Annotated in this window: 17 protein-coding genes, 1 tRNA gene and 1 other RNA gene; 12 read left to right on the plus strand and 7 right to left on the minus strand. The window is 35.8% G+C overall.

Annotated elements, in window-relative coordinates:
- The first annotated feature begins 138 nt into the window (after positions 1–138).
- From FGK96_RS01310 to FGK96_RS01325, 4 genes are all read left to right on the plus strand, one after another.
- Positions 139–924 carry a TraX family protein gene (locus FGK96_RS01310; protein ID WP_138080666.1) on the plus strand — a complete coding sequence of 262 codons (786 nt, stop codon included), beginning with the start codon at positions 139–141 and terminating at the stop codon, positions 922–924.
- Positions 925–967: 43 nt separating this feature from the next.
- Positions 968–1,738, plus strand: a complete 771-nt coding sequence (locus tag FGK96_RS01315; RefSeq protein WP_138080668.1) for an HAD hydrolase family protein — start codon at positions 968–970, stop codon at positions 1,736–1,738.
- A 456-nt stretch (positions 1,739–2,194) separates the two neighbouring features.
- Complete coding sequence (locus tag FGK96_RS01320) at positions 2,195–2,869, plus strand: CPBP family intramembrane glutamic endopeptidase (protein WP_138080670.1); 675 nt, start codon at positions 2,195–2,197, stop codon at positions 2,867–2,869.
- A 267-nt stretch (positions 2,870–3,136) separates the two neighbouring features.
- The gene (locus FGK96_RS01325) at positions 3,137–3,649 is read left to right on the plus strand and encodes a GNAT family N-acetyltransferase (RefSeq protein ID WP_138080672.1); all 513 of its coding nucleotides are present in this window, start codon (positions 3,137–3,139) and stop codon (positions 3,647–3,649) included.
- Positions 3,650–3,884: 235 nt separating this feature from the next.
- Here the strand turns inward: FGK96_RS01325 and FGK96_RS01330 are convergent, their stop codons facing one another.
- On the minus strand, positions 3,885–4,475 hold the full coding sequence (locus tag FGK96_RS01330; protein ID WP_138080674.1) for a type 1 glutamine amidotransferase family protein: 591 nt from the start codon (positions 4,473–4,475) through the stop codon (positions 3,885–3,887).
- Between the two features lie 70 nt (positions 4,476–4,545).
- Between FGK96_RS01330 and FGK96_RS01335 the strand changes: the two genes are divergently transcribed.
- The 4 genes from FGK96_RS01335 (at position 4,546) to FGK96_RS01355 (ending at position 8,308) form a co-directional block, all read left to right on the plus strand.
- Positions 4,546–5,505 (plus strand): helix-turn-helix transcriptional regulator, encoded by a 960-nt coding sequence (locus FGK96_RS01335; protein WP_138080676.1) that lies wholly within the window; start codon positions 4,546–4,548, stop codon positions 5,503–5,505.
- A gap of 835 nt (positions 5,506–6,340) precedes the next feature.
- Positions 6,341–7,195, plus strand: a complete 855-nt coding sequence (locus FGK96_RS01345; protein WP_138080678.1) for an aminoglycoside 6-adenylyltransferase — start codon at positions 6,341–6,343, stop codon at positions 7,193–7,195.
- Positions 7,196–7,217: 22 nt separating this feature from the next.
- A complete protein-coding gene (locus tag FGK96_RS01350; RefSeq protein WP_138080680.1) occupies positions 7,218–7,778 on the plus strand; it encodes a histidine phosphatase family protein in 561 nt (186 codons plus the stop codon).
- Between the two features lie 17 nt (positions 7,779–7,795).
- On the plus strand, positions 7,796–8,308 hold the full coding sequence (locus tag FGK96_RS01355) for a GNAT family N-acetyltransferase (protein ID WP_138080682.1): 513 nt from the start codon (positions 7,796–7,798) through the stop codon (positions 8,306–8,308).
- Between the two features lie 70 nt (positions 8,309–8,378).
- Here FGK96_RS01355 and FGK96_RS01360 read toward each other — a convergent pair.
- The 6 genes from FGK96_RS01360 to FGK96_RS01385 form a co-directional block, all read right to left on the minus strand.
- A tRNA-Lys gene (locus FGK96_RS01360) sits at positions 8,379–8,451 on the minus strand.
- Positions 8,452–8,456: 5 nt separating this feature from the next.
- Positions 8,457–8,651, minus strand: a non-coding RNA gene (ssrS, locus tag FGK96_RS01365) — 6S RNA.
- Positions 8,652–8,754: 103 nt separating this feature from the next.
- Positions 8,755–10,017 carry a replication-associated recombination protein A gene (locus FGK96_RS01370; RefSeq protein ID WP_138080684.1) on the minus strand — a complete coding sequence of 421 codons (1,263 nt, stop codon included), beginning with the start codon at positions 10,015–10,017 and terminating at the stop codon, positions 8,755–8,757.
- A 30-nt stretch (positions 10,018–10,047) separates the two neighbouring features.
- Positions 10,048–10,614, minus strand: a complete 567-nt coding sequence (locus FGK96_RS01375; protein ID WP_138080686.1) for an aminodeoxychorismate/anthranilate synthase component II — start codon at positions 10,612–10,614, stop codon at positions 10,048–10,050.
- A 40-nt stretch (positions 10,615–10,654) separates the two neighbouring features.
- Positions 10,655–12,406 (minus strand): aminodeoxychorismate synthase component I, encoded by a 1,752-nt coding sequence (pabB, locus tag FGK96_RS01380; RefSeq protein WP_138080688.1) that lies wholly within the window; start codon positions 12,404–12,406, stop codon positions 10,655–10,657.
- A 193-nt stretch (positions 12,407–12,599) separates the two neighbouring features.
- Positions 12,600–14,585, minus strand: a complete 1,986-nt coding sequence (locus tag FGK96_RS01385) for an amidase family protein (RefSeq protein WP_138080691.1) — start codon at positions 14,583–14,585, stop codon at positions 12,600–12,602.
- A 173-nt stretch (positions 14,586–14,758) separates the two neighbouring features.
- Here FGK96_RS01385 and FGK96_RS01390 point away from each other — a divergent pair, with 173 nt between their 5' ends.
- The 4 genes from FGK96_RS01390 (at position 14,759) to FGK96_RS01405 (ending at position 19,392) form a co-directional block, all read left to right on the plus strand.
- The gene (locus tag FGK96_RS01390) at positions 14,759–15,229 is read left to right on the plus strand and encodes a DUF3013 family protein (RefSeq protein WP_138080693.1); all 471 of its coding nucleotides are present in this window, start codon (positions 14,759–14,761) and stop codon (positions 15,227–15,229) included.
- 12 nt (positions 15,230–15,241) lie between these two features.
- Complete coding sequence (gene prmA / locus FGK96_RS01395) at positions 15,242–16,195, plus strand: 50S ribosomal protein L11 methyltransferase (RefSeq protein ID WP_138080695.1); 954 nt, start codon at positions 15,242–15,244, stop codon at positions 16,193–16,195.
- Positions 16,195–16,941 (plus strand): 16S rRNA (uracil(1498)-N(3))-methyltransferase, encoded by a 747-nt coding sequence (locus tag FGK96_RS01400; protein ID WP_138080697.1) that lies wholly within the window; start codon positions 16,195–16,197, stop codon positions 16,939–16,941. Before prmA ends, FGK96_RS01400 begins: the two co-directional genes overlap by 1 nt.
- A gap of 264 nt (positions 16,942–17,205) precedes the next feature.
- Positions 17,206–19,392, plus strand: a complete 2,187-nt coding sequence (locus FGK96_RS01405; protein WP_138080699.1) for a PTS transporter subunit IIBC — start codon at positions 17,206–17,208, stop codon at positions 19,390–19,392.
- The last annotated feature ends 14 nt before the right edge of the window (positions 19,393–19,406 follow it).

Below are 19,406 nucleotides of genomic sequence, written 5' to 3' on the forward strand. Positions count from 1 at the left end.
ATTGGTAGAATCAACAATTTAATTTATTGAAACTATCGGTGTCCTATTATGTGAGTGGAAAGTATAACGTATAATATCAGAATCGCATACTTTTAAATGGTGTGAGTAATTAAAGAAAACTTTAAAATAGGAGAGATTATGAAGAAAATGACAGCTCTGCACATAAAAATAGTAGCCCTTATTTTTATGTTAATTGATCATATTAATACATTCTTTGGGCATCAATTGGGATTTCCACAATGGTTTCATTGGTTAGGAAGGTTTGTAGCTCCAGTATTTTTATATTTACTGATGGAAGGATTTAAGTATACCAAAAGTAGAAAACAATATTTAAAGAGGTTATTTATAGCTTCCATGATTATGCATATGATAAATATTGTTAGAAGTGTCTTAACTAAAGGTTATATTAATTCTTATACCAAGGAATTTGATGCCTTTGGGCTCATAGCTGGAAACAATATATTTTGGACCCTTTTTTTAATGCTAAGTCTATTTATCCTGTTGGATAAGGTAAAAAATGGAGAAGGTCTAAGAGGAAAAAAATGGATAGTGGCAATAATATTAATGCTACCGTTAATCTTATTTGCAGAAGGTGGTTTTTATTTGCTACCAATAGCATTTGCTTGTTTTTTCTTTAACAATAACGCAAAAAAAGTAAGTGTATCAGTATTTATATGGTCGATGATATTACTTAGCAAAACCCTCTTTAACTATGTAGATGGAGGAAATCAAGTCATGTCATTATATCAACAATTAACTTATTCAAGTGAATTTTTGATGATGACATCAATTCCATTTATCCTAGCTTATAACGGGAAAAGGGGAGGAAGTGGGAAAAAATGGGAAAAGAATCTATTTTATGTATTTTATCCTCTTCATCTAGTAATAATCTATTCACTATCCATTATTTTTAACCTTTTTTAAAAAAATAGTATACTCATGTTATATGCTTTATAGGAGGAACTCTATGCAGATATATGATAATGACGGAAATGAAGCAAATTATAAAAGGATATTGGTTTTCGATTTAGACGGAACAATTGTCTATGATGGAACAACTATTGAACCAATGATATTAGAATTTTTATTAAGTATTCAAGATAGCTATGAGATCATCTTTGCTTCAGCAAGGCCTATCCGAGATATGCTTCCTCTATTAATTGATTTTCAAAAGAATCAATTAATTGGTGGAAATGGAAGTATGATACGTAAGGATAATAAGATAAGTCTAGTTGCTAGAATACCAGAAGAAGCCATGATAACTATTCTAACTTTAATCCATAAGTTAGACCTTGATTACATTGTGGATTATAGTTGGGATTATTCTGCTAGAATAAGAGATATTAATAATACGATTTTAGAAAAATTGGATAGTGGTAGGTTAGCAGAGAATGTCAATTTGACACCATCAAATGTTAGCAAAGTTATCTTGTTTAATATTTCAAGAGACATGGCAGCGAATTTTGAAGAAATGGATGGTATTAACGCTTTATATCATGAAGATGTTCATGAACTCGTAATAATAAGTAAAGGTATAGATAAGTACTCAGCGTTAACTTTGCTAATTAACAACAAGCCATATTATGCTTTTGGAAATGATAAAAATGATATTGCGCTATTGAATAACTCTGAGAAAGGATACGCTATTGAATACTCTTTTAGCCATTTAGGAAATGTTCAAGATATAACAAAGAATCAGATGATAGACTCTCTCTCTAAACTTGACATATTTAAATAACTGTAGACACTATTACTGACATCAAAAAGTATCAACTTTTTGATATTGCTAGTGTCAAATCAATTCCTATCCTATGCTTAGAAAAAGAATCTTATATCTATGACTATAGATTTAACTAACTGTAAAGTTAATAAGTTTACATGTATATCATCAGCGTTTAAATATGAGTTAGTTTGAATTTTTTAGAAATTTTTATGCTATACTAGTTGTATTAGTGAAACGATACTAATTCTAGGAGTGTTAAGGTTTATAAAGAAAGACTTAATCTTTACCGAGTTATTAGTGTTTATTTGAGTTGTGGTATTTTTATAGTTCAGATGTAAAAATGGCAGTGGCATGATAAGTTATGGAGTTGAAGGCAATGATTTGTTTTGTAATAGATGATGTCTCGTAGGCAGATCAAAGAAAAATACAAAAAGTTATGACAATAATTTATGGAGATAGGGAGAAAATAAATTGAGGGCCATAATTAATAAATCGGATTTTAGTTGGGCTTTAATAGGTTTTATGGCGTTATTTTTAGGAGCGTTTTTTTGGGGAATAGTCATAGGTCTAATTTTTAGAACTTCAGAGGCGATTACCCTATCTGTAATGATTGGCGGAGGTTTGACTAGTTTTTTAACTCTATGGTATGGGTATTGCTATAAAAACAAATGGACTTTAGCAGATCTAGGCTTTCACAAAGGTGAGCATTCTTTATGGAACTTGATTTGGTGGGTTCCGATAACTTTTATTTTTTCAATTAGTGGCTCAGTCTTATTGTCATTTCTTTTAGGCGTTTCTCATGACACTGTCGAAGGTGGGGTAAATAGCGGAACAATGCATCTAGGGTGGGGAGCAGTTGTGGCGATGGAGCTAACTGTAGGAATTTTAATCCCCTTTGTTGAAGAAATCATTTTTAGACGATTTTTATTTGATTGGTTCAAATTATATTTTCCCACATGGCTTGCTGCTAGTGCCGTAGTTATACTATTTGCAGGGATGCATGTTATTTCGGCAGTAGTAATTTACGTTTTGTTTTTAGGGATTTCACTAATGCTTTCTCGTATTTGGTTTCAAAATCTGACTGCGCCGTGGATTATTCACATGATAAATAATTCAATAGTAGTTTTATTCGCAACGCTTAGATAAACGAATTATATTTTAATTACAATCAAAGCTTTTTATAAAATAGATTCGGAATAAAATGTATTGCGGTGACTCCCTTTCTTTATAAGTTACCAAGTGAATAAAACTTAAAAGAAGTCAAAAAAGAAAGATTGAAGCTTTAAGGAGTATCTTATGAAAATTTTGAAGGAAGACAATTGTTATTGGGAAATATGGGAGAGTGCTATCAGCAATAATAAATTATTATCAATACTATTTTGAATCTGGTTTTGAGAAAAAAGAGGTGTATGAATGTCAATTAAACTAAAAGAAGTGAACCTTAAATCTAGTCAATATTGTATTAATCAGGCTTGTGAACTTATTAAAAAATTTTGGAAAGAGCATAGTGATAGTGTTCAAACGGATGAAGAATCTATGGATGACTTCAAAGAATGGCAAAGTAAAGGAAACTTTTTTAACTTAGTTCAATTTCAAAATCAGTACATTGGTTTTGCGAGATTAGGAAATAGAGGTGCTAAAATTGATTGGCTAGAAGATTTGTTTATAGATGAAAAATTTCAAAATAGAGGCCTAGGTACACAAGTCATCACTATATTAGAAAATAAGGTAAAACAATACTCGGAATCTTTGTATCTAGAAGTGGCTTCAAGAAATTTGAAAGCAATGAAATTATATAGAGAGTTAGGCTTTGATTGTCTAAACTCGATTACTATTCGTAAAGATTTTCAAAAAGAAAATTTTGAAGTAATTGAACGTCAGAAAATTTCAGATTTTCAATTTGACATCAAAAAGTATAACAAGTAATTCAAAGACAAATTTTCTATAGATAAGCAAAAAAGCCTTTGATCAAAGGCTTTTCTATGTATAGTATGATGCCCCCTACAACGATTTCCTACAAATTTTTGTGATAAAAATAGTCAAGAATACTGATTTTAAAGGCTTTTTATTTTGCTAGATTCTTGAAAAATTATTGTTTGAAAAATAATGTGGGACAAAAAGGGGACAAGACTATAGTGGCGATTAATATTAGAATTCTTAATTATGCAAATGGATTACCATATTTTTGAAGATAGTTATAAAAACCGTTTCTTTGTAGAAAAATTGTTTTTTCTATATCAGTTGTATCTGCATAGTTGATGCTTTCAAGAATTAACTGTTCGAATTCAATTGGTGCAGTACCATTTGCAGTGATAAGGTTCTTGTCTTTTACTGCTTGTTCAAATTTAAAGTCATTTTTATTTGAATATAATTCAAAATTATTCCATAAATTCAAATCATTTCCTGTATGTTTAAAATTAGTTAAAAAACCATTTCTAGCCATAAAATCAACAGCACCACAAATTGCACCGATGATTGTATTATGCTTCAATGCAAAATTAAGTAATTTTATAATATCAGGGTAATCATTATCCCAAGAGTTACCACCAATTAATATTAATAGATCACTTTGGGAAGGTATTTCGTCTAATAGATAATCTATTCTTGTAGTCATCCCTCCTAAGGATTTAACTTCTTTCTGAGTTGAAATTGTTTTAATAGTCCATTCTTCACTCATGTTAATTGTAGAAGAAATGTATGCAGCTTCCCAGTCAGCATAATTGTCGAGTAATAATATATGAGCAGTTTTCATTTTCTTTACCTCTTTCTAAAAAGATTATATAATTAAAATACGTCATAATATGTCAGTATTTAGGAGAGAAATGGGAAAATCATCAAGATTGATTGATATTTGGTTATATATCAATAATCATAAAAAATTTACAACTACTGAGCTTGCGACAAAGTTTAATGTCTCAACTAGAACTATTCAACGAGATATAGATGAATTAAGTCTTTTGGGTGTTCCTTTTTATTCCGAGGTAGGAAGAAATGGTGGGTATACTATGTTACATCAAGAAGTATTACCTCCAATTTCATTCTCTGAAGATGAAATAATATCAATAATAATCACTTACAAAAGTATGATACAATATAAGGATTTTCCGTATCAATTTGAAATTGAAAGTGTGATTGCAAAGTTACTTTCAAATTCTTCAACTTCTTCAACTTCTTTACTAGAAAGACTAAGTCAAGTTGAAAAATGTTTCTATTTGAAAATTCCTGTAAGAAATGAAAAAACACCATATTTAAAAGAGGTATTCAATGCTTCAATAAAGAATAAGTGTGTCGAAGTAATGTATGATTCTTTAGAAAATAAAAATAAAAAGCTATTATTTCCTATAGGAATTTATTCTGATAATGGCTATTGGTATTTCTGTGCCATAGATAATCATTTAAAAGAAGTCAGAACATATCGAGTAGACAGAATTAAATCTTTGGTGACGAATGATACTATTCAATGTGATAAGAATCGGTTAACTATTGAAGATGCTTTCGCTAATCAAGTTCAAAGTAATGAAGGAAATAAACAGTTGGTTAGGATGAGAATTAATAAAAAAGCACTAAGGATTTTAAATACACCAATATTAGATTTTGCAAAAGTCAAATGGGATAAGGATGATTTCTGGGGTGTATATGAAGATTTCTTTAGTTTAGATGAAATGGAATATCTATCATCATTACTAACTATCTATGGAGATAATATTAAAGTAACTGAACCTAAAAGTATGATTGAGAAAATACAAAGACATTTAGCAAAAATAACTAATTTATATGAATGATACTTCAATAATACTTCAGCAGAAAATATAATATTGGATCGATAGTTGCATAAAAAGTGAGAAGACTTTGAAACTAGAGTAGTTTTTATTTATCCAATTTAAATTAATGTTTACGTGTAAAAAACTTTATCTTTTGTAGATGGAATTTTATCATTATAAATTTTATTGAATTTTTCATAAATTATAATAACACTAACTAAATTGTGATATACTAAAATCAAAAATAGAACTTGGAAATCTGAGGCTGAATATGATTAAGAACTTGATTTTATATCACTTTACTAAAAATAATGTTGGAGAAAATGATTCATTGGTTGAAAAAGGTAGTGTATATTCTGGATCGTTATCAAATGCTCCTACACAAAATTTCAATGAAATTGAACTATTTTTTTTATAGTCATGCCAAATCAATAATTATTGATTCTAAAGTAAAAAATTTCATTTAGTTATCTGATAATCTATAAAAAAACACATTTAACAAGTAATAAAGTAATAAAAAATATTTTATACAATATGTATTTAAATATAATACTTATTTAAGGATTATATTGTGCCAAGAGCCTTTACACAAAGGCTTTTTTGTATAGTATGGGTGTTCTCTACAAGTTGAAACCAAAGTTCTTCAAAGTATGGAAAATTATGATTTTAGTCTTTTAAAAAATTTTTGAATCGTAATCTGATGTTCAGAAATATAAAAATTTGATTCTTTGGTGGGCATAAAGGTATTTCCATGCTAATTTAAGTTTGTGACTACATACTTGTAGAAAAATACAAGGGTAGTATAAAGATATTAGAAAAAATATGGTAATATAAAGTGAAGTAGGAGGTAGTCATTATGAGAGATGAGCAAGAAATATATAATTTGGTTTTAAACATAGCAAATCGAGATAAGAGAATCGAAGCTGTACTATTGAATGGATCTCGGGCTAACCCAAATGTACCGAAAGATGATTTTCAAGATTATGATATTGTATTTGTCACTAGTTTTATAGAAGACATTGTTTCTGACACTGATTATCATAAAAAATTCGGTGATATTCTTATAATGCAAAAACCAGATGAGGTTAGAAATAAGACGGAATACAATTGTTTTGCGTACTTAATGCAGTTTCAAGATATGACGAGGATTGATTTAAGGCTTATTAAACCAGAATTTTTGGAGGATCATTTAGATGATGCTTTTTCAAAAGTACTTTTAGATAAAAAGAATAAATATCTTGATTATAATTTTGAAAGAAGTTCACTATACGAAACAAAGCAATTGTCAGAAGATGAAATCAACAAAATTCTTAATGAAATATATTGGGTTAGTACTTATGTAGTCAAGGGGATAGCAAGAAATGATATTATTTATTCAGAGTTTATGATATCTAATCCTATTAAAAATGCTTTTATCAAACTTCTAAAACAAAAAATATTAATAGAAAAAGAACTAGATTCATTATCTTTTGGAAAGCTCGACACGGATATCTTGCAATATATTACAGATAAAGATCAACTATTGAAAATTTTTTCAAATAAATCTTTAAAAGACATTGAGGCTAACTTGCGATTTTTGTTAGATGAAACAAATCAAATGGCGAAATATATTTCTATTAATAGAAAACTTAATCTGAATCGAGGAGAATACCAATCAGCAATGAAATTCATGAATAACATTTTGTCAAGTTCTTATCAAGATTTCAACTAATATTATTGTGTAAAGGAATAATATGAAAACTACACTTTATTTTATACGTCACGCTGAACCTAATTACAATAATCATGATGATGTTTTAAGGGAATTAACTGAAAAAGGGATAGATTCAAGCAAAAAATTAGTTAATTCGTTTTCATCCATAGCTATAGACAAGTTTTATTCCAGTCCTTACAAACGTTCGATAGACACTATCAAACCGTTAGCAGATAGCAAGAATAAACATATCACAATTATTGATGAATTAAGAGAGCGAAAACTTTCTGAAGGATGGATTGATAATTTTAATGAAGTGGCACGAAAACAATGGGAAGACTTTAATTATAAGTTGCCAAATGGTGAAAGTCTAAAAGAAGTTCAAGAAAGAAATATTGAAGCATTAAATTCTATTTTAGCAACTTCAAGAAATGAAACAGTTGTAATAGGAACACATGGAACAGCTTTATCAACAATAATTAATTATTATCAAGAAGACTTTAAGTATGAAATGTTTGATAAATACAAACATGAATTTCCGTGGATCGTTAAAATTGAGTTTAATGAAAGTGGAAAGAAAAATATAGAAATCATCATATAAGACAGAGAGGTGCTCACATGTCACTTGAACTAATTGAAGTAAATCTTCAATCTAATCAAGGTTTTATTGATCATGCCTGTGAACTGATAAAAAGTTTTTGGAAGATTCATAGTAACTATATTCAAACGGACGAAGAGAGTAAGGAAGACTTCAAGGATTGGCAAAGTGAAGGAAATCTTTTCTATCTAGTTAAATTTCAAAATCAGTACATTGGTTTTGCGAGATTAGGAAATAGAGGTGCTAAGATTGATTGGCTAGAAGATTTGTTTATAGATGAGCAGTTTCAAAATAGAGGACTAGGAACACAAGTCATTAGTATATTAGAAAATAAAGTAAAACAATACTCAGAATCTTTGTATCTAGAAGTGGCTTCAAGAAATTTGAAAGCAATGAAATTATATAGAGAGTTAGGCTTTGATTGTCTAAACTCGATTACTATTCGTAAAGATTTTCAAAAAGAAAATTTTGAAGTAATAGAAAGTCAAAAAATTTCAGATTTTCAATTTGACATCAAAAAGTATAACAAGTAATTCAAAGACAAATTTTCTATAGACAAGCAAAAAAAGCCTTTGATCAAAGGCTTTTCTATGTATAGTATGATGCCCCCTACAGGGCTCGAACCTGTGACCCATAGATTAAGAGTCTACTGCTCTACCAACTGAGCTAAGGAGGCTGAAAAAGAATGCTGTATTGGCACCGGTGGTTCACGTTTTGTATTGAACCCGCGCAATTAAGCAGGTGGGTAACCTATTTTCCCTTTGCAGTTGCTTCCGCGTGAAACGGCTTGCATACTAGAGAAAAACTTGGTTTCCCGATAATACAAAGAAATAGTCGGTCAACACATAGATGTGAACTCGTATGCCACAGCAATTCAATCTTTTTCTATGTCATTATAATACCACTTTTTTAAAAAAATTCAAGCTAAAAAGCAATTTTTTTGTAAACGGTTGCCTGCTTACAGATTTTTTCATAGTGATTAGAGCTTGTCAATCCGCTCTTTGTTGGCTGCCAGGGCACGCTCATACTTTCCAGTTTCATTGGCTATAAAATAGTTCTTATGGATTAGTTTGTCTGGTAAGTATTGTTGTTTGACCCATTTTTCAGGGTAGGCATGGGGATAGAGATAATCTTGGGCATTGCCCAGTTCTTTGCTTCCAGAATAGTGACCGTCGCGAAGATGCCTAGGAATAGGGAGATTGCCTGACTTTTTCAGGTCATTTATAGCAGCATCCATAGCAAGGTAAGCTGAGTTTGATTTGGGTGATAAGGCAAGATCGATAACGACGTTGGCGATTAGAATCCTAGCTTCCGGGAAACCAATTTTTTGGGCAGCTTCTAGTGCTGTAACGGTATGAATCTGTGCGTCTGGATTGGCAAGGCCGATATCTTCATAAGCAATGACAGTTAAACGTCGGGCTAGGCTGGGTAAGTCACCAGCTTCAATTAATCTAGCGGCGTAGTGTAAACTAGCATTGACATCTGATCCCCGAATGGATTTTTGTAAGGCTGACAACACATCATAGTGTCCATCCCCATTTTTATCCATAGTGATATAACTCCGTTGTAAACTATTTTCTACTGTTTCCAGAGAGATATGACGTTTACCATTGGCATCTTCCTTGGTTGACATGACGGCTAACTCTAGTGAATTATAGGCAGACCTTAAATCACCATTGGTTGCCGTTGCTATAAAGTCAAGAGCATCTTCATCTAGCGCAATATCAAAGGAGAAGCCCCGCTCTTTGTCGGAGATAGCTATCGCGATCGCTTGTTTAATAGCTTCGTTACTTAAAGATTCTAACTCAAAGATTTGAACGCGACTGCGAATAGCGGGTGTAACAGAAAAGAACGGATTTTCGGTGGTTGCACCAATCATGATGATATTGCCGTTTTCGAGCAGGGGAAGCAGAAAGTCTTGCTTGGTCTTATCAAGGCGATGAATTTCATCAAGAAGGAGAACTAAGCCTCCTGAAAACTTAGCTTCGTCGGCGATTTCTTGGAGTCTTTTTTTGGTGTCGGTTGTGGCATTGAAGGTCCGAAAAGCATACTTGGTTGTACCTGCAATCGCACTAGCAATGGAGGTTTTACCAATTCCGGGAGGACCGTAGAGAATCATAGATGATAGCATATTGGCTTCAACCATACGACGGATGATTTTACCCTCACCGACAAGGTGTTCTTGTCCGATGACCTCTGAAATAGTTTTGGGACGCATGCGTAGCGCCAAATTATCACGCATAGATTGTTCTCCTTTCCTTGTGATGATTGATTAATGACGAATGCTTGCAATGAAGTTAGCAATCATGGTCATCCCATCAGGGGTTCCGATACTTTCAGGGTGGAACTGTAGTCCAAAAAGAGGTAGACTGCAATGTTCAAAAGCCATAATTTCCTGATCCTCGCAATCTCTAGCAGTAATGATAAAGTCTTGGGGTAATGTCTCCACGACGATAGAATGATAACGCATGACAGTTAGCTCCTGTGGAAGAGAGTGAAATAGCTTATTAGAGTCTTGAATATGAATCTTGCTTTGTCTCCCATGCATGACTTGTCTGGCTAAGCGTAGCTTACCTCCGAGTGTTTCGGCGATAGCCTGGTGTCCTAGACAAATACCTAAAATGGGTTTTATTTGGTAAAACTCTTTGATAAGTTTTGGCATTTGGTTAGCTTCTTTGGGCCAGCCAGGACCAGGGGAGAAGACTAAAGCATCTGATTTTTTTGCCATTTCATATAAATTTGGGTCTTGATTGTACAAAACAATAGTCTCATCGAATTCACTTAAATATTGGGCAAGATTGTAGGTGAATGAATCGTAATTATCAATTAAGAGTATCATAGCTTCCTTAATAACTGAATGGTTGGAGTGGGGTTAGTCTTTACTGGTAGTTAGTTGATATGGTATTAGATAAAAGATTGAGGTCTAGACGATACAGGCCGCGAACAGCATTGCCTCCGAAAACAGCAGTTGCATTTTGTAAGTCAGCTAGCGTCAGCCATTTTTCTTGAACCTGGCCAGTAACTAGTAACTCTTGGCGGAAAAGACCTGGTAAAATACCAGCCGCTACTGGCGGTGTGTAGAGGTTTTGACCCAACTGAACAAAGAGATTTCCAATAGAGGTTTCCAACAATTGCCCCTCTTTATTGTAGAAAACCTGTTCGTAAGGTTTTTGATTAATATGGGGACGATAGCTCGTTTTAAAGTAAGTAAAGACCGAATTACTTACGTCTTTATCTTGTAAGGTGAGCTTTGCCTTTAGAAAACTTGAAGGTAAAGGTTTTAGGTGTTGGTCAGACAGCTCGACTTTACCATTTTTAGATAGGCTAATTGTTAAGCGGTAGCTGGTATCATCTTTTTTTTCTAAGTAGATTTTTAGTGCTTTTAGCAAAGTCGGTTCATCATAAGGATAGGCAAAATAAGTAGCTGCTTCTTTGAGACGATTGAGATGGTGCTCAAGAAAGACAATTTCTTTTTGCTCAACCTTTGCTGTTGTCTTTAGGGTGAAGTGTTGTTTTTTCCGGTAGAGAACAGCTGTTTTTTGATGAACTTCTTCATATTCTTCTTCCCACTTGCTTTGCCAAGTGATACCGCCACCAACACCATAAGTGGCATAATTGTCAGTAAGTTGGAGAGTTCTAATGGGGACATTAAAAATACGGCATCCGTCGGGTAGGCAAATACCGATGGTTCCACAGTAAACCCCTCTTGGTTTTGGTTCTAAGTCTTTAATAATGGCCATGGTGGAGACTTTAGGAGCGCCTGTAATCGAACCACAAGGGAAGAGTGCTGTAAGAATAGTCAAAAGATCACAAGTTGGTCTGAGTTTACCTAGGACGGTTGAGGTCATTTGCCAGACTGTGGAATATTGCTCCAGCTCACAAAGCTTAGCAACATGGACACTGCCTGTTTGGCAGATTTTCCCCATGTCATTGCGGAGTAAATCAACAATCATCATATTTTCAGAACGATTTTTAGCATCAGCCTGAAGCCAATCATGTTCTTTTTTGTCGCACCAGCTGTTAACGCCACGTTTGGTGGTCCCTTTCATAGGCTTGGTGGTTAAGGTATTACCCTCTTGTTTAAAAAATAATTCAGGACTAGCTGAGATGACTGCAAAATCATCATGGGCAATGTAAGCATTGTAGCCAGCAGCTTGTTCGACAACGAGTTTGTTGTAAATTGCTAAGCTCTTGGTTAAATCAAGTTCTTGAGTCAATTGGATAGTATAGTTTACTTGGTACGTGTTGCCTTGTCGCATGTTGGAATGAATAATTTCAATAGCTTTTTGATAAGCTTTCTTCTGAGTAGCGCTGGTCCAGCGATTAGGAAGGTCAAGGTTATCGTAATCAAGTAGGAACTCTTCCTTTTGGCATTTTTTGTGCACTGTAAAATAGGCAAAATACTCCTTGCCTAACTTAACATTATGGGTTTGTAAGGCTTTGTCAAAGAAGCTAGCAGCTTCATAACTGAGATAGCCCACCACATAATAACCCAGTTGTTGGTAATACTGAACTTGTTCAATAACTGAGCCTACCTGGTCTAATTCTTTGGCTACCAACTCTAGTAGTGGGTTTTTAAAAATATAGCGTTGACCAAGCTCTTTGAAATCAATAATTGTTTTTCTATGCATACTCAAATTATATCATAAAAGCGTTTGCTCAGCTTAATGTGATCAAATAGTAAAAGACCTTTAAATAAGCAAAAGGACTGAAGATTTCCCAGAGGAGGTTCAGCCCTAATTATTCTAAATAAAATACTAAGTATATGGGATCATTCCCTAAGAGTGAAGATTATAGTTTATATGGAATCAAATGGAAGGAATATTAGTGTGTCTCTTTTTGTTTTGATCTGCTACCTGCTAAGAAAAGTGTCCCAAGAAAGAGGCTGACATAAGCAGCTACTGTGAGCCCTTCTGAATTGTGTCCATTGGTTTGAGGAAGGTTTCTAGGGTTGGCTTGGAGTGAAGCATGATTTGTAAAAGTCGTGGTTTGGTAGGTCACTGGGATAGCTTCTTGCTGCGTCTGAGTTTTTTTAGTTTCAGTTCGTGTCTCTTCGGCTAGATTTGTTGGGAGCCCTTTTTGAGCAGCAGTTAAGAGGTGGAAACGATTAGCCTTCTCAAATAGTTCACCTATTTGCAAAAGCAGTCCATCGTTGTGGGCGCTACTATTCACCAAAAGGCCAAGAGGTAGTCCACTTTTAGTCACATAAGTTGGTAAAGACAAGGAAGGAGTTCCAGTCAAGTTAGCAAGCTGTGTGAAAGGTGTTAGAGTCCAGGCAGGAAGCCATTGGCGGTAGATTAAATCTAGTTTTTCTTGTTTACTTAACTGAGACATGTCACTGAGCTGTGCTACTAATTCTTGAGGAATATGGTGGTAGTCAGCAGGAGGTGCTGGATAAGCTGTGGTAGGAGTTAGGAAAATAGGGTATTTTTGGTAGAACTGGTCTAATTGTTTAGTTAGCCCAGCAATACCTGCCCAGGCTTTATCAATATCTTCTTTACTCAAATCTTTCCCAGTTTGATAAAGTGCCCAGGAAAGGAGTTCTACATCATCTTTTTGAAGTGGGCGTTTCAAGGTTTGTTGTGCCATGAAATTGATCGATGATGCAGCAGAAGCGGCAATCGTGTAATAATATTGCATCATGGTTTTGCCATCGACAGGATAAGGCACCTCAACTGTTTGATAGCCTTGTTCTTTTAAGAAGGCTACAGCATCTTTGACAGCCTCAATGGCCTCTTGGCTAATAGGAGTCCCAGCTGGAGTTTTTGTAGTGTAGGCGATAGGGATACTTGGATCTAAGTGTTGAGAATTTTGTTGTGCTTTGGCTTTATCTTTTAAGAGAAATTGGAAGAGTTTTTTGGTGTCTTCCATACCCTTGGTTAGAGCGAAATGGCTAACATTACTACGTTCAGAAGTGGGGTTTCCTTCTAGAATGTCCCGTGTTGGGTGCAAACCGATTAAGCCACTCCAAGCAGCTGGGATACGAGTAGAGCCACCGCCATCAGAAGCACTGGCCAAACTCACTTGCCCTGATGCGACAGCAGCTGCGGAACCACCAGAAGAGCCTCCAGGGTTTTTGTCTAATTGCCAAGGATTGTGTGTATCTCCATAGAGGTTAGAGTTGGTAACATTTATCCATCCCATTTCTGGAAAAGATGATTGCCCTATAACAATAAAGCCTGCTTTTTGAAGTTGTTTGACAAAAGCACTGGTGGATGAACTTGTTTTGTCCTTTAAAAAGGCTAAGCCGTTAGTGTTACTACTACCAGCAATGGTATGCCCCAAGCCTTTCACGAGAATCGGGACTTTGTAAAAGGGTTGGCCTTGATCCACCATTTGGTCACTTTCTTGGCGTGCTAAAGATTCACGTAAGGAAATCACGTTGTTAAGCTCGGGGTTGGTGGTTTTGATAGTCTCTAAGGCAAAGTCTAACAATTGTTGCCCTGTGACACGTTTTTGTCGTGTCCATTCGGCTAATTGACTGGCGCTGGCTGTTTTATAGTCGTCTAGAGTAATAGGAGGTTGTGGGGCTGGGGCTGGACTTGTAATTTCTGTTGCTAAGGGAGGTGACTGAGTGGTAGTCTCTTTAGCTGGGGCTAGAGGGGCTGTAGGGCTGTGTTCGGCCTTTGAAATGACTGATTCTGACGGCGTCTGTTTACTAACTTCGACTTGGCTCGCTGGGGGCTGAGTATCAATTTTGCTAGCATTAGCATGGCTGATCATTACACCTGCTTGGAGGCTGGTAGTCATTAACAACAAGGCTAAGAGGGTCTGCCTTGTTTTAGAGGGGTAGTGCTTAGAATGTCTCATTCTTTTTCTCCTAACATTATAATCACTTATTAGTTTAACATAATGAGAGGAAAATAAACTTTAAAGCGCTTGCTAAAATCCTAGAAGTTTATCTCTCTGGTATTAGTCAGTGAAAGTTAGCTAAATTTATGCTACAATGGGAGTAATTAACTGTTAGGAAAAAGGACAATTATATGGCTAAATTTGGTTTTTTATCAATTATTGAAGAAGAAATGGATAAGCATTTTAACTATGATTATGCCATAGATTGGGATAAGAAAAACCATGCAGTGGAGGTAACTTTTGTTTTGGAAGCGCAAAATAAAGCTGCGGTGGAAACTATTGATGATACGGGAGAAGTCTCGCAAGAGGATATTGTTTTTGAGGATTATGTGCTTTTTTATAATCCTGAGAAAAGTAAGTTTGATAAGGAAGACTACTTGGTAACCATTCCTTATGAGCCTAAGAAGGGCTTGTCTCGTGAATTCTTACAGTACTTTGTACAATTTCTTAACGATGTTGCGACTGAAGGGCAAAGCGATCTCATGGATTTCTTGGACGATGATACTAAGGTTGATTTCGGATTAAGTTGGGATGCACAAGCTTTTGTTCAAGGTCAAGAAGGACTTGAAGAAACTGAATTCTTTGCTTATCCAAGATATTAAAGGGAGATTTTTATGAACACATGGCAAGAATTAACAGTCACGATTCATCGCGATGCTGAGGAGGCCGTTTCTAATATTTTGATAGAGGCTGGTAGCCAAGGGGTAGCCATTAGTGATAGTGCGGATTATTTAGGTCAGATAGGTCGGTATGGCGAAATTTTTCCAGAGGTAGAACAGTCTGACCGTGTGGCTGTTACGGGTTATTTCCCAGATAGTATGGATTTAGTAGTCTTGCGAAACCAGCTTGAGAGTGATTTAGAAGAGTTACGGACCTCTGGGTTGGAAACTGGCGAAATTTTGCTTTCTGCTCAGGAATTAGCAGAGGAAGACTGGGCTGATAATTGGAAAAAATACTATGAGCCAGCTCGCATTACGCATGATCTGACCATCGTTCCTTCCTGGACTGATTATAAGGCAGAGCCTGAGGAAAAAGTCATTCGTCTAGATCCTGGGATGGCTTTTGGAACAGGCACTCATCCGACCACCAAGATGAGTCTTTTTGCTCTGGAACAAGTCCTCCGTGGCGGTGAGACGGTCATCGATGTGGGAACTGGGTCTGGTGTCCTATCTATTGCGAGTTCTTTATTAGGAGCTAAGGAAATTTTTGCTTTTGACTTGGATGATATAGCGGTGCGTGTGGCCGAAGAAAACATTGCTTTAAATCAGGAGACATCCAATATCCAAGTGGCTACAGGGGACCTTCTAAAAGGTGTTGAGCAGAAAGCACAGGTAATTGTTGCTAATATCTTAGCAGATATTTTAATTCACTTAACAGAAGATGCCTATCGTTTGCTTGATGATGAGGGGTACTTGATTATGTCAGGTATTATTTCAGAAAAATGGGAGCTGGTTCGCAAGTCAGCTTCTGATGCCGGTTTCTTCTTGGAAACTCATATGATCCAAGGAGAATGGAATGCATGCGTCTTCAGGAAAACAGATAATAAATCAGGAGTGATTGGTGGCTGATGCAACAATATTTTATTAAGGGGCCTTATCAAAATCCAGTTCTTATTGAGGATAAGGAAACTGTTAAACACATGTTTCAGGTTATGCGCTTGACTGATGGAGATCAGGTTTGTCTGGTTTTTGACGATGGAATCAAGCGCTTAGCTGCTGTTTCTGATAGCGCAGCACATACATTTACTATTTTGCAAGATTTGGATCAATCTGTCGAACTACCCGTAGCTGTCACTATTGCCTCTGGCTTTCCAAAAGGGGATAAGTTAGAATGGGTGACGCAAAAAGTGACAGAATTAGGTGCTTCTGCTATTTGGGCTTTTCCGGCGGATTGGTCAGTGGCTAAATGGGATGGTAAAAAATTAGCTAAGAAGCGAGAAAAATTGCTAAAGATAGCACAGGGTGCAGCTGAACAGAGTAAACGAAACATTATCCCAGAAGTGGAATTGTTTGAACAAAAGGTAGCTTTTTTGAGACAATTGTCCGGATTTGATTATGTGTTTGTCGCTTATGAGGAATCAGCAAAAATGGGTGAACAAGCTGCTTTTGCGACTGGCTTAAAAGCTTGTCAACCGGGTGATAGCTTACTCTTTATTTTCGGTCCAGAAGGTGGTTTATCACCACAGGAGATTCAAGCCTTTGAGGCAATTGGTGCACAGATGATAGGCCTAGGTCCCCGGATTATGCGCACTGAAACAGCACCTTTGTATGTTCTGAGTGCGGTAAGCTACGCTTTGGAGTTAGATGTGAAATAGCAAGTTGCTTTTAAAAGCACTGATAAATGCTTACAAAGCATTGATTACGGTACAAGCAATCAACAACTACTAGTCTAGTTAATCTTCTCATGTTTGAGAAGATTTTTTATTTTTTCTCGACAGCCTCTTTACAAAGAGATAAATGAAGCATATAATAAAGAGGTAACGCAAGCGATTGCGTAAAACGTTTGCAATCAGACCTGTTTATAAGTCTAACGCATCTTTAGGATTATGCTTTGCGGGTCAAAGAAAAAGGAGAAAATAATGAAATCATCTATCAAACGCATTTTCAGCTTTGAGTTTTGGCAAAAGTTTGGAAAATGTTTAATGGTTGTTATTGCTGTAATGCCAGCTGCTGGTTTGATGATTAGTATTGGAAATTCTATTCCGATGATTAATCATGATTCAGCTTTCTTAAGTTCGTTAGGAAATATTATTGCTCAAATTGGTTGGGCTGTGATTGTAAACCTTCACTTACTTTTTGCTTTAGCTATCGGTGGAAGCTGGGCTAAAGAGCGTGCTGGTGGGGCTTTTGCTGCAGGACTTGCATTTATATTAATCAATCGTATCACGGGAGCTTTTTATGGGGTTAATGCAGCCATGTTAGCTGAGCCAGCTGCTAAAGTCTCAAGCCTTTTTGGCACACAAATGATTGTTAAAGACTATTTTACCAGTGTTTTGGAATCGCCTGCCTTGAATACTGGTGTCTTTCTTGGTATTATTGCCGGTTTTGTTGGGGCTACAGCGTATAATAAATACTATAACTATCGTCGATTGCCAGAGGTACTGACCTTTTTTAATGGGAAACGTTTTGTTCCCTTTGTGGTTATCTTACGTTCAGTCTTAGTAGCACTTGTTTTAGTAGTTGTTTGGCCTTTAATTCAAACTGGAATTAATGGTTTTGGCAAGTGGATTGCTTCGTCACAAGACACAGCACCGTTTTTAGCACCCTTTTTATATGGTACTTTAGAGCGTCTGCTCCTTCCGTTTGGTTTACACCACATGTTGACGATTCCAATGAATTATACTGCGCTTGGTGGAACTTATGAGGTGCTGACAGGTGCTAGCCAAGGTTCAAAAGTATTTGGTCAAGATCCGCTTTGGTTAGCTTGGGTAACAGACCTGGTTAATTTGAAGGGCTCAAATGCTTCAGCTTATCATGATTTGCTAACTAGTGTGACACCTGCTCGCTTTAAGGTTGGTCAAATGATTGGTGCAACGGGAACCCTTATGGGTGTTGCTTTAGCGATGTATCGGAATGTTGATAAAGATAAAAAATCTAAATATAAAATGATGTTTATCTCAGCCGCAGCAGCCGTTTTTCTAACGGGTGTGACAGAGCCACTTGAATATATGTTCATGTTTGCGGCTATGCCACTTTATATTGTTTACGCTGTGGTTCAGGGAGCTTCATTTGCAATGGCTGACCTTGTTAACCTTCGGGTACACTCATTTGGAAATATCGAATTATTAACTCGGACCCCCATGGCTATTAAAGCTGGACTTGCTATGGACTTGATTAACTTCGTTTGGGTTTCTGTATTATTTGGTCTTATCATGTACTTTATTGCTGACTTTATGATTAAAAAGTTGCATCTAGCAACAGCAGGTCGACTTGGCAACTATGATGCTGATATGTTAGAAAATAATAACGATAAGGCTAGTTCAGTTCAATTAACAAATGCTAGTCCACAGGTGCTACAAATAATCCAGTTATTAGGCGGTGCTGATAATATTTCTGATGTTGATGCTTGTATGACACGATTACGAGTAACTGTTAAAAATTCTGACCGAGTTGGGACTCCAGAAGCTTGGAAAAAAGCTGGAGCAATGGGACTGATTATGAAGGGCACAGGTGTTCAAGCAGTTTATGGACCGAAGGCAGATATTTTAAAATCAGATATTCAAGATTTATTAGATTCAGGTGGTGAAATTCCCCAGACTGCCTTTCCTGAGTCTTCAACAGAACCTATCATTACAACAAATTCCAAAGGAATTTCAGAAGCTATTTATTCAGTTGCACAAGGAACGGTTCTGCCCATTACGGAAGTGAAGGATCAGGTTTTTGCTAGTAAGATGATGGGCGATGGCTTTGCGCTAGAGCCAACCTCAGGAGAGATTTATGCTCCAGTTTCGGGAACAATTACTAGTGTTTTTCCAAGTAAACACGCTCTTGGTTTAATAACAGACTCTGGTTTAGAGGTTTTAATTCATGTTGGTTTAGACACAGTGGATTTGAATGGGGAACCCTTTGATATTCAAGTCAGTCAAGGCCAAAAAGTGAAAGCTGGTGACCTTCTCATCAAGGCAGATTTAGAAGTGATAGTAGCTGCAGGAAAAGAAAAAACGATTGTTCTTGTCTTCACCAATCAAACAGAAGTCATTGAGGTGAGCCTTCTTAAAACAGGAGAAGTGGCCGCTAAAACAGACGTTGCTAGCGTTAAGTTATAAGTAATAGGAGACAG

It is taken from the genome of Streptococcus porcinus, from assembly GCF_901542335.1.
Taxonomy (GTDB): Bacteria; Bacillota; Bacilli; order Lactobacillales; family Streptococcaceae; genus Streptococcus; species Streptococcus porcinus_A.

Bases quoted from the DNA above. Each gene is read 5' to 3' on its own strand.
- FGK96_RS01310 (WP_138080666.1), top strand. From the start codon at position 139: ATGAAGAAAATGACAGCTCTGCACATAAAAATAGTAGCCCTTATTTTT.
- FGK96_RS01315 (WP_138080668.1), top strand. From the start codon at position 968: ATGCAGATATATGATAATGACGGAAATGAAGCAAATTATAAAAGGATA.
- FGK96_RS01325 (WP_138080672.1), top strand. From the start codon at position 3,137: ATGTCAATTAAACTAAAAGAAGTGAACCTTAAATCTAGTCAATATTGT.
- FGK96_RS01330 (WP_138080674.1), bottom strand. From the start codon at position 4,475: ATGAAAACTGCTCATATATTATTACTCGACAATTATGCTGACTGGGAA.
- FGK96_RS01335 (WP_138080676.1), top strand. From the start codon at position 4,546: ATGGGAAAATCATCAAGATTGATTGATATTTGGTTATATATCAATAAT.
- FGK96_RS01345 (WP_138080678.1), top strand. From the start codon at position 6,341: ATGAGAGATGAGCAAGAAATATATAATTTGGTTTTAAACATAGCAAAT.
- FGK96_RS01350 (WP_138080680.1), top strand. From the start codon at position 7,218: ATGAAAACTACACTTTATTTTATACGTCACGCTGAACCTAATTACAAT.
- FGK96_RS01355 (WP_138080682.1), top strand. From the start codon at position 7,796: ATGTCACTTGAACTAATTGAAGTAAATCTTCAATCTAATCAAGGTTTT.
- FGK96_RS01370 (WP_138080684.1), bottom strand. From the start codon at position 10,017: ATGCGTGATAATTTGGCGCTACGCATGCGTCCCAAAACTATTTCAGAG.
- FGK96_RS01375 (WP_138080686.1), bottom strand. From the start codon at position 10,614: ATGATACTCTTAATTGATAATTACGATTCATTCACCTACAATCTTGCC.
- pabB (WP_138080688.1), bottom strand. From the start codon at position 12,406: ATGCATAGAAAAACAATTATTGATTTCAAAGAGCTTGGTCAACGCTAT.
- FGK96_RS01385 (WP_138080691.1), bottom strand. From the start codon at position 14,585: ATGAGACATTCTAAGCACTACCCCTCTAAAACAAGGCAGACCCTCTTA.
- FGK96_RS01390 (WP_138080693.1), top strand. From the start codon at position 14,759: ATGGCTAAATTTGGTTTTTTATCAATTATTGAAGAAGAAATGGATAAG.
- prmA (WP_138080695.1), top strand. From the start codon at position 15,242: ATGAACACATGGCAAGAATTAACAGTCACGATTCATCGCGATGCTGAG.
- FGK96_RS01400 (WP_138080697.1), top strand. From the start codon at position 16,195: ATGCAACAATATTTTATTAAGGGGCCTTATCAAAATCCAGTTCTTATT.
- FGK96_RS01405 (WP_138080699.1), top strand. From the start codon at position 17,206: ATGAAATCATCTATCAAACGCATTTTCAGCTTTGAGTTTTGGCAAAAG.